This is a genomic window from Rhizobium sp. BK176, from assembly GCF_024808055.1.
Genome location: NZ_JANUBV010000012.1, coordinates 195,698 through 205,705 on the forward strand (window position 1 = coordinate 195,698; position 10,008 = coordinate 205,705).

The window sequence follows — 10,008 nt, forward strand, 5'->3', positions numbered from 1 at the left end:
TGATACGGTCTGTGTGGTATCACTTCAACCGGTTCGCGACCGGTTGGCTGTCATTGGAACAGTGACCTGGGTTCGTGTGTGCTGTCACGAGCTGTCGGCGCCGTTGATGAGAATATCCCTCGCAAGGCCTTGAAAAGCGCATCGCCCGCAAACGCGTTGCCGCCGTCATGGCACACCGGTCTTACGAGTTTCGATCAGGTTCTGAATTGCACTGGGAGCCGAGGACGAGTGCACAGGGCCGGGCTGGTGCGGCGCCATGCGACAACAAACACTCGCGCTCCCACCAGGGCGAAGCTGTCCACCTGCGCCTTAGGCCATGTGCGCGAAATCCGTGAAATGGCACCTCCGCAGCCTCTGTTCCAGCGTCTTTAACCACCCTGCAATTGAAGGCTCTAAGAAGCGGAGTCAGATGACCGTCTGAAGACCAAGCTCGACCACACGGCCTGTCGGCAAGCTGAAGTAATCCGTTGCGTTGCCCGCGTTTCTGGAAAGTGCGATAAACAGCCTATCCTGCCACAGTGGCATGCCGCCTTTCTTCGAAGGGAGGATTGTTCGGCGGGAAAGGAAAAATGACGTGGACATTATATCGAACGTCAATCCGAGCTTGCGTGCCAGAACGAGGGCGCTCGGTATATTTGGTGTCTCCATATAGCCAAATGTGATGATCAGCCTGCTGAAGAGCGGATTGAAGCTTTCAAGGGAAATCTTGTCATCATCAGCAACAAAGGGCTTGGCAGCCGTCACCACGCTCAAAATTACGTTGTGCTCATGGATGACCTTGTAGTGCTTCAGACTATGCAGCAATGCGGTCGGAGCGCCTTCGATGTCACTCGTCAAAAAAACTGCTGTTCCGGGCACCGTCGGCGGTTTCCTGCGGTGAAGACTGTCAATGATGGAGGCAAGGGGGATTTCGTCGGCTTTGGTCCGGTTTGCCAAGATCCGCCGACCGGCGGTCCAGGTCTGCATGAGGAGTGCCATTGTCGATGCCACAGCAACCGGGACCCATCCGCCGTCAGCAAACTTCACCACATTCGCGAAAAGAAATCCGGTGTCGATCACCATCAGGGGGACGATGACAGCAAGCGTCGTTGCGATGGTCCAGTTCCAGGAGCGTCGCATCACCACGAAGAGCAGCAACGATGTTATCAACATCTCACCAGTGACGGCTATGCCATAAGCCGCGGATAATCCGCTCGAGCTCTGAAAGAAGATTACGAGAGCAGCTACGAAGACAAACAGGAGGCTGTTAACCTGTGGCATAAAGATCTGCCCTAAATGGGTCTCGGAGGTATGCCGGATCTCAAGGCGCGGAAGCAGGTTAAGGTGCATTGCCTGGCGGACCAGCGAATACGCCCCGGAAATTACTGCTTGGCTAGCGATGACGGTAGCAGCCGTTGCGAGGCAAACGATCGGCAATCTTGCCCACTCCGGATGCATGGAGAAGAAAGGATGAGAAGCCATTTCTGGATGAGCAAGAACGAATGCGCCTTGTCCGAAATAGTTAAGTAGCAAGCTTGGGAACACGAGCACAAACCAGGCGACAACGATGGGCCGCCGTCCAAAGTGACCAAGATCCACATAAAGAGCCTCTGCGCCGGTCACAGCAAGGAATACAGCACCCAGCACAGCAACTGTCGACGAAAGGTTGTGCTCTATGTATCGGACAGCGTGAGCCGGGTTGACCGCGCTTAGCACTGTCGGATCGTCCAAAATATGGACTGCTCCGCTGATGCCAAGCACGACGAACCAAAGCGCGGTAATTGGTCCGAAAACCGACGCGACACCGCCCGTGCCAAAGCGCTGGACAAAGAACAGGGCGGCAATAATCGTGAGAGTGATAGGTACGACCCAATCGGATAGGGCAGGGGCGACAACCTGTATGCCTTCAACCGCCGAAAGGACGGATATCGCCGGCGTGATAATGGCATCGCCGAGGAAAAGGGAAGCCCCCGCGACGCCTAGGACCAGAACCCATTTGGGGCGGTCTGCAAAGCTCTCACGGGCCAAGCTCATTAGCGACAACGTGCCGCCTTCACCGCGGTTGTCTGCCCTAAGCACAAAGCAGACATATTTGAGGGTGACAACGACCGTAAGCGCCCAGACAATGAGCGATAGAACCCCAAGAACGTCTGGTCGGCTTTCACCAACTCTGCCCGTCGCATGCAGCGCTTCTCGAAAGGCATAGAGCGGACTTGTGCCGATATCCCCATAGACGACACCCAGCGCTGCTATCACCATAAATGGGAGACCGGTCCTGGATTCGTGTTCCAGTTCCGGATCGTTATTCCGCAGTTGGCGATAGGTCACGTTGTCGTTCCTGAGGCACTGGTGCCTTACCGTGACGTTGCCATTACAGCGGGGCTATTGCAACGACCCTGTTGACGGCCAATGATTCCAGATGATCGTTCCTCCGCGGTGGCGGGCACCGCATGCGGTTCGACGGTTCGGGCCTACCTTCGCGACTACCCTGCTCGGTCAGACATCATCGGGCAGTATGTTTCCGGCTGCCGACGCAAACGCGATTGCCTCCCGCCGGTCTCGCAAATGGGCCGCGATATCGCTATTGCAGAGAGCCTCGTGATCACCGACGTCGTATCCTTCGGCCTGAGCCTGCGCACGCAGTATTTCCGCCTGTTGGTCAAAGACGACCCCGTCGACCTCAAATCCATCGCGTTCCCTCTCCTCCCCCTTATTCTTCAGCCAATTATATATAGTTGTCACCGAGAAGGTTCCGCATCAAATGCTCTGGCAGCCCAACTGAAAATTGCGGCATTTGTCCAAGAAAGATAGGAAAACCAGTATTATACGGCCAATTGGGCCGTCCGCCTCATCGCTCACATTGTGCCGTGCCCTACGGCGACCGTATCGACACCTATTGTCGCTGCTGTCGGTCCCTTTAGCCTCGGGTTCACGTCAGCTTCGCGCTATGATCTCAAGGAGCCACAATCATGCTTAAGGCAACCAACCGTCTTGATTGGCGCGACTGAGGTGGGATCCTGCCGTATGTTCCAGGAAAAAGCTGATCTCGTGCTCCAACCCGACGCAGGCTTCACTCTTCGCCTCAACGAGGCCTGGAGCAGCATTGTCGAGAAGTAGCCGGTCGCGCGCCAAGATAGCCTCGGCGTAGAGCTCGAACAGATCTCGCAACCTAGGGGCTTTGGCAGAGTGTCGCCGGAAGCTTGGTCTACGCATCATGAACGTAGCATAGCCATGTCTAAACAGGTCAACGGCCTTCAGATCCATCTCTAACGCTCGCAACTCGGGACACGCTCTCACAGAAAGGCCCTTGATGAATGGCCGTTTAACCGTGCACGACGGAAAGGGCGGCAGCACCTGATAGCATTCTAATATGAAGGTATCCTGAAAGACAAAGGATGAAAAGTATCACTCGTCGTACGAGGGAACTACTCAACCAGTCAAATGCGGCTCCGAAGACCAAAAATCGCGCCCGTGATCTATTACTCGCCGCGTTACTTCCATGTCCTCTTTTAAGCTTTGCGCGAGCGGGCGCACATTCGGCCAGGGGGCCGACATCGGTCGCCTGCTCGGCCGCATCTGCTAAGCGCTGCATCGAAGCGCCCGGACGCCGCGATTGTGTATTTTTCTTGGAACAGTTGACCCGCCTTATCGGTTGGTATGCCGACCAAATCATCAACGGGAGCTCGTCGTGACGGTTATTCGCCCCGACATCTTTGCTGACCCACAGCCAGAAGAAGCATTCGTCCGGCGCGATGGGCAGGGGGTGTGTTTGTTCAAGTTCGCTGTCGAATACCGGCTGGACGGAACTCTTTGGGCTGCGGATATCTGGGCTTACTCCCACCAAGACGCGGAAGCGCGCGTAGCTGCAATGAAGAAGTCGCTTGCCGTTTGCGGCCAAGTCTATTGCGAGGTCCTTGCATGACGCAATCGCGCGTCGCCGTACAGAAACTAACCTCCAGAGTCCGCTGTTGATTCTCAACCGTGTCAGGAAGTGAGCAGCTCCGCTTCCTGGGCGAAAAGCACACCGATGCTGTGTCCGCCTGACGAGTGGCCGCCTGTGGTGGCATAACCAATCAGATAGGATCATCTCCTGAATGATGCGTGTTAGGAGCTCAGAGCTCGACTGGCATTCCTCTGCTGGATAGACGGCCGGTGGTGATCACCAGGGCTGACGGCTTTCAGGGCGGTCTTAGCCGAGCAACTGTTCGCCAGCGTACCGAAAAACATGGGCAACAACAAGATGTTATACAGCAGACACGCGCTGGCGGCTCACCGTGGGCGGCTATTTTCCGATGCTTGAAGAGTTCCATGTCTGTTCCTGATCAATCGACCATGCAAAATCGTCTTCTGGCTCGCCTGCCTGGGGAAGAATACCAAAAGATCGTGAGCAGGATGGAGAAAATCCAGCTTAGGCACGGTTTTGTCATTGTGAAAGCCGACAGGCCAATAGACTACGTATATTTCCTGACCAGCGGCATCGGTTCGGTCATCACGGTTTCGGCTGGCAAACACCGGGCGGAGGCTGGAATGTTAGGTCGAGAAGGATTTTCACCAACATCGGCGGGTGTTGGAGGCACAATTTCTGTGCATGAAGTTCTTATGCAGGTCGAAGGGGACGGGTACAGGATGCCCCTTGATTCGGCACTTGTGGCCATCTCCGAAAATCCGACGTTCGCCAACCTTCTCGCACGATTCATTCAAACTTTCGCGTCTCAGATCTCCTACACTGCCCTGTCGAACGTTAACTATCAGATTGATGCCCGACTTGCACGTTGGTTGCTCATGTCACACGATCGGGTGGACGGGGACGAGATCGGGCTCACACATGACTTTATATCGCTAATGCTGGGTGTCCGGCGCCCAAGCGTGACGACCGCGCTGCATGTGCTGGAGGGAATGAAGCTTGTCCGTTCGGAACGCGGGCGAATAACCATTCGCGATCGAAGAGGCATGGAAGAGTTCGCAGGTGATTCCTATGGAAAGCCCGAAGAAGAATATCGGCGGTTAATCGGCGAATTTTAGCGCCGCGCCCGCGGAAGGTGTTTCGTCCGAGAATTGCGGTCCGGTTCCCAGCTCCTCGTCGCGAGCCGCATCGCCTTCCGACTGGCCCGTACTCAGCTATTATCGTTTCTGCCTGCTCCTTGCTGATGCGGTGCTTTTTGGCGAAGTATGCCACCTCGATGCTCATCCCCTGAAAACCTTCAGCGGTCCTGCTGCCCGTGATTGCTGGTATCGTCGGACATATTCGGACAATCCAGCAAGATCGAGGCGCGCGCGCGACCATGATGGTTACTCCGTCAACCACGAGGGATTGTGCGTGCTCGTGCTCGAATACACGATGACCGCACCCCGACGGCCCTCCGCCTTTCTGTTGCGTCGACCCGTTTGCTAACAAAACGAGGTAATGGGCCCAAGGCTCGTCGGGAAAGCCCTTTCAACCGAGACGACGCTAACCTTCAACACCTTTCGCCTCTTCGGCGCGATCACCGGGCGAAATGAAGCTCGTAGTCGATGACGAGGTTTCGGCAGCGCGGATCAGGCGCCGTTACTCTCAAATGCTGGCTCACGGAACAAGTTGCACGACTTCCAGGTTTGTCCGACATGGGACGAACTGGAAGAATTCGTATCGGCATCTCGGGCTGGACCTACAAGCCTTGGCGGGGCACATTTTACCCAGATAAGCTGCCACAAAGTCAGGAGCTGGCCTACGCATCGCGGCGATTTCAAACAATCGAGGTCAATGGGACTTTCTACGGATTGCAAAAGCCGGAGGCGTTCCAGCATTGGAGAGATACCACGCCGGAGAATTTTGTTTTCTCAATCAAGGGCTCCCGCTACATCACGCACATGCTGCGGCTCAAGAACATCGAAACACCCCTTGCCAACTTTGTAGCGTCTGGTCCGTTGCGCCTTGGGTCGAAGCTCGGACCGATCCTGTGGCAATTTCCGCCGAGCTTTAAATTCGATGAAAACCTCTTCGATCACTTTCTGCGTATCCTGCCGAAGAATACGGAAGATGCGGCCGCTCTCGCGAAGCGACATGACGAAAGGCTCCGTAGTCGATGTTGGATTGAATGCGAAGACAGGCAGCCATTGCGCCATGCGGTGGAGATCCGTCACGACAGCTTTCGGAGCGAGCGATTTATCGAACTCTTGAGAAAGCATGGAGTTGCCCTCGTTTGCGCAGACTCGCGCGAATGGCCTCTGTTGTGGACGTTACCGCGGATTTCATTTACTGCCGCCTTCATGGTTCGGACGAGCTTTACGTCAGTGGATATGATGACGACGCCCTTGAAACATGGGCCGGTCGCATTCATGCTTGGGCGCATGGCGGGGAACCCGACAATGTCGAGCGGCTGACGTCTCGCTTGCCGCGGTCGAAGGCGGGCCGCGATGTGTACGTCTACTTCGACAATGACGTTAAGGTTCGTGCGCCCGCCGACGCACGATCGCTGGCTACGAGGCTCGACGTGGTTTGTCCCGATGACGATCAGGCGCTTGGAAAGGCTGGGAAAGACATTGCCGAGCAAGCGCGTCCGCACTGGCCGCCGGTTAGGCGTCGGCAGTGAATGCGACGATGGTTGCGCGCATGTTCCGGGGCGATCTGCCGACACGCAATAGCGCCTCGTTAAAGCCTCCGGTTAAGCATCACTTGCGTCAGTGCTGTTGCGTGGCGTCCTCAATAGCGGAAATTTTTCGCCGGCTGACGCATGACCCCATCGTCTTTTCAGCCTTGTACCTTGAGCTCAGCATCACTATGAAAAAAGGTAGAGACATTCATTCACGGCGCAAGACGCCACCCTCCTCGACCAGGAATAGGCCTCAACAGAAAAATGTCTAAGCGATCGGGCAGTGCTGACCTTCCACTCCATGGCGGGCGCGTTCCTCACTGGCTGAGTGACCGCATGGCCAAGCTTGGCGCATTGATCGCCGAGGCAGTTGTCCATCACTATGGCCGCGATGAGTTTCTTCGCCGCATGTCGCATCCGTTCTGGTTCCAATCGTTTGGTGCTGTGATGGGAATGGACTGGCACTCGTCCGGCATAACAACCAGCGTGCTGGGTGCAATGAAGCGTGGCTTGAGGCCAATCTCGGGCGAGTTAGGTCTGCATGTGTGTGGTGGACGGGGTGCGCAGTCGCGCAAGACACCCCAGGAGCTCATCGATATCGGCAGTCGTACAGGGCTCGACGGCGCAGCCCTGGCAAACGTCAGTCGGCTTGTTGCAAAGGTCGACAGCGCAGCCGTTCAGGATGGCTTTGATCTTTACCTGCACGGGTTCATAGTGACCGATGACGGTCATTGGGTGGTGGTGCAGCAGGGGATGAACCAGGAGCGGCGCCAAGCCAGGCGTTATCATTGGCTGTCAGAGGGGCTCGAAAGCTTCCTCAATTCTCCGCATTGCGCGATAGAGGGGCGCGTCCAGGGAAACATTATTAATCTCGCTGACCGTAAGGCGGAAAAATCAAGACGTGACCAGCTCTATCTGTTATCCACGCTTGGGCCGGATCAGATTGCGCGGGAAGTCCACGCTGCGACAGTGGTTGTCGCTCCTTCTCCTTCCAAGGTGGAACAACCAGAGCTGCCACATCTTATCATGCCGTCTCATCACGACGTCCGCGAGAACGATGTGAACATGAAGCGACTCCATGCAAATCTGGCAGCCGCCGCTGATCGCGGTCCGGCGGACTATCAGGAGTTGCTGCTGACACCGGGCGTAGGGCCACGGACCGTAAGAGCACTTGCGATGGTCGCCGAAGTGGTCCACGGCGCACCCTACCGGTTTTCCGATCCGGCACGGTTTTCACTCGCCCACGGTGGCAAGGACCGGCATCCCTTTCCGGTGCCTGTGAAGGTCTATGACGAAACCATACGCGTATTGAAATCGGCAGTCTCCAAGGGAAGACTTGGACGAGATGAGGAACTCGCGGCCTTGAGGCGTCTCGACGCTCAGGCCCGGAAACTCGAACGTCACGCCTCGGGTCCCCAATTCAGCGAGATCATCGCGGAGGAAATGGGCATGTCTGCCCAGTTCGGTGGACGAAGTGTGTTCGGATGGGAGCGAGAATAAAGAGCGTTCACGGCCAAGTCCAAATTCTGGAAAATGTTGTAGTTCAGCTCACAGGCGCTTGAACATTTCCGCCTTACTATTCGCCAACAATCGAGGTTGCTAGCGATCGAACTGGTTTCGTCGACCTCACGCGGGCACGGTAAGGAACCATTCCCTGTCTGAAAATTACCTTCAACGCCACGGTTTCAACCGTGCACAAATGCGCGGGTGTCGAAATCCCGCGCGTGCAATGGGATTAACGGGATGGAAGCCCCACCACTAAAACGAAGGCTCGCTGCCAGACTCGTCGCGGATAGCGAGGGTATTCCAGGCTCGTGCACGACAATAAGGAACGGACGCTTGCGACATTGACCTCTCACCGCGCTAGCGTGGACCGCGTTATTGAAAGAGCCCAGGGGCAGACTTTCGGGAGCGCCGGCGACCGTTGTTCATGCTTTCCGCTCAGCGGTTGCGGAAGAGTCCGAGTTTCCCGATTGCTGCCGGTATACCTTCTGTCTTTCTTCCCTCTTGCCGGAAGATCGTGTCCCCGTTCGTGGCGTCTTGCTAATGCGGGGGCGCGCTTCGTGTTCGGTGTTGGTCATGATGCTTCTCCTCCTGAACCGCGCTAACGGCCAGCGGTCGCGCATGTTCCAAGCGGGAGACACTCGAAGAACCGTCCGGCTGCGGCCGAAATTCGGCCCTGAGATCGAGGTACTGTATTGAACTGAGGGCCGGAGCGGTGTCGCGTAAGACATTCGAACTCTTTAGACCGAGCGAGTGTCTGCTCGTTCGCCATCCATTTGGCATTTACGTCTTTGCAATTGTCCTCGACGCGCCGAACCGGAACAAACCGCACCGAAGACGGTTCTGATTTCTAGCCGCCCGGGAAGCAATTCGAAGCCCCGGTAGCGCTTGCGATTGCCGGGGAGGTCAGAATGCCAGACATTAAAAAGTGGGCGAAGCCTATTTCCTTCGTTTCACCGCAAACAGGCAACTACCGAACGATCGAGAGCGCAAGCGATGCCATTGCCGTATTGCGCGGCGCAGGCTGGCCCGTCCAGACTGGCAAGCAGCTGCGTGAAGCCAAGAAGATCTGCGTCGAAGTGATTGACGGGAAGCGGCCTCCCGCTGAGGCCCGCAGGGCTTTTATTGCGGCTGCAGTCGAGGCGCACATCTTCGTCAAGGAGAAATAACAGGACCGGCCGGCAAGCGGGGCCTTTCCAGCCAAAGCTGAACGCATTCTCATTCCGCGAATGTAAACGATGCCGAAGAAATGCCGTCAAGAGCCAATGGCCCTGACGAAGATCCAGAACGACAGTGTCGATCCTACCACCGGGCCTTTACCAGCATAGTCATCGCCCCCTCTTCGGAGCCGGATCACGCGCTACGATGCCTGATTTTGTTCCTGGCCCAGCGGTCATATGATTGTCTCGGCTGCCAGTCGCGCCTCGCGTCCTGCCCCGGCTGTTGGTCCTGCCAGGCCCGCGCAGTCCCGCAACAGCTTTGCCGTCCTCCACCTTCGTTTCGGCCCTTCGGGTGCGGATCAGCGCTTGCGAGCCCGGCTGTCGGACCGCCGTAGCAGGTCGCGATGGTCGCGACTTCAAACGGAGGTTCCAACATGAGCAGGCAGCCCATTCACCAACGATCCGATCTATACAGCCGCATCACCGACAAGATCATCGCCGAGCTCGAACAGGGCGTGCGACCCTGGATCCAGCCCTGGACCACAACCAATGCCGCCGACCGGATCACCCGGCCACTGCGCCACAACGGCGAGCCCTATTCTGGCATCAACGTCCTGCTCCTCTGGTCCGAGGCGATTGCTCGCGGCTTTGCCTCTCCGACCTGGATGACATTTCGCCAGGCGCTGGAATTTGGTGCCGCCGTCCGCAAGGGCGAGACCGGCACCACCGTCGTCTTTGCCAGCTCCTTCATCCGCACCGAAACCAATGACACCGGCCAGGAGATCGAACACGACATT

The 10,008-nt window shown here is 56.8% G+C and carries 7 protein-coding genes and 1 pseudogene; 6 read left to right on the top strand and 2 right to left on the bottom strand.

Features of this window, described 5'->3' with window-relative positions; translation table 11 throughout:
• Nucleotides 1–405: 405 nt before the first annotated feature.
• Together FHT76_RS28480 and FHT76_RS28485 are read right to left on the bottom strand one after the other, a co-directional pair.
• On the bottom strand, nucleotides 406–2,238 hold the full coding sequence (locus tag FHT76_RS28480) for a potassium transporter Kup (protein WP_246719996.1): 1,833 nt from the start codon (nucleotides 2,236–2,238) through the stop codon (nucleotides 406–408).
• A 237-nt stretch (nucleotides 2,239–2,475) separates the two neighbouring features.
• The gene (locus tag FHT76_RS28485; protein ID WP_259186131.1) at nucleotides 2,476–2,721 is read right to left on the bottom strand and encodes a hypothetical protein; all 246 of its coding nucleotides are present in this window, start codon (nucleotides 2,719–2,721) and stop codon (nucleotides 2,476–2,478) included.
• Nucleotides 2,722–3,667: 946 nt separating this feature from the next.
• Between FHT76_RS28485 and FHT76_RS28490 the strand changes: the two genes are divergently transcribed.
• From FHT76_RS28490 to FHT76_RS28515, 6 genes and pseudogenes are all read left to right on the top strand, one after another.
• Nucleotides 3,668–3,901, top strand: a complete 234-nt coding sequence (locus tag FHT76_RS28490; protein WP_183864311.1) for a hypothetical protein — start codon at nucleotides 3,668–3,670, stop codon at nucleotides 3,899–3,901.
• Nucleotides 3,902–4,287: 386 nt separating this feature from the next.
• Nucleotides 4,288–5,001 (top strand): Crp/Fnr family transcriptional regulator, encoded by a 714-nt coding sequence (locus FHT76_RS28495; RefSeq protein ID WP_183756760.1) that lies wholly within the window; start codon nucleotides 4,288–4,290, stop codon nucleotides 4,999–5,001.
• A gap of 579 nt (nucleotides 5,002–5,580) precedes the next feature.
• Nucleotides 5,581–6,548, top strand: a pseudogene (locus FHT76_RS28500) (DUF72 domain-containing protein).
• 264 nt (nucleotides 6,549–6,812) lie between these two features.
• Nucleotides 6,813–8,048, top strand: coding sequence for a DUF763 domain-containing protein (locus FHT76_RS28505; protein ID WP_259186132.1), 1,236 nt, complete (start codon nucleotides 6,813–6,815; stop codon nucleotides 8,046–8,048).
• A 914-nt stretch (nucleotides 8,049–8,962) separates the two neighbouring features.
• Nucleotides 8,963–9,220: a DUF982 domain-containing protein gene (locus tag FHT76_RS28510; RefSeq protein ID WP_183756734.1), complete on the top strand. Its 258-nt coding sequence runs from the start codon at nucleotides 8,963–8,965 to the stop codon at nucleotides 9,218–9,220.
• 425 nt (nucleotides 9,221–9,645) lie between these two features.
• Nucleotides 9,646–10,008, top strand: a 363-nt coding sequence (locus tag FHT76_RS28515) for an ArdC-like ssDNA-binding domain-containing protein (RefSeq protein WP_259186133.1), incomplete at its 3' end; no start/stop codon positions are given.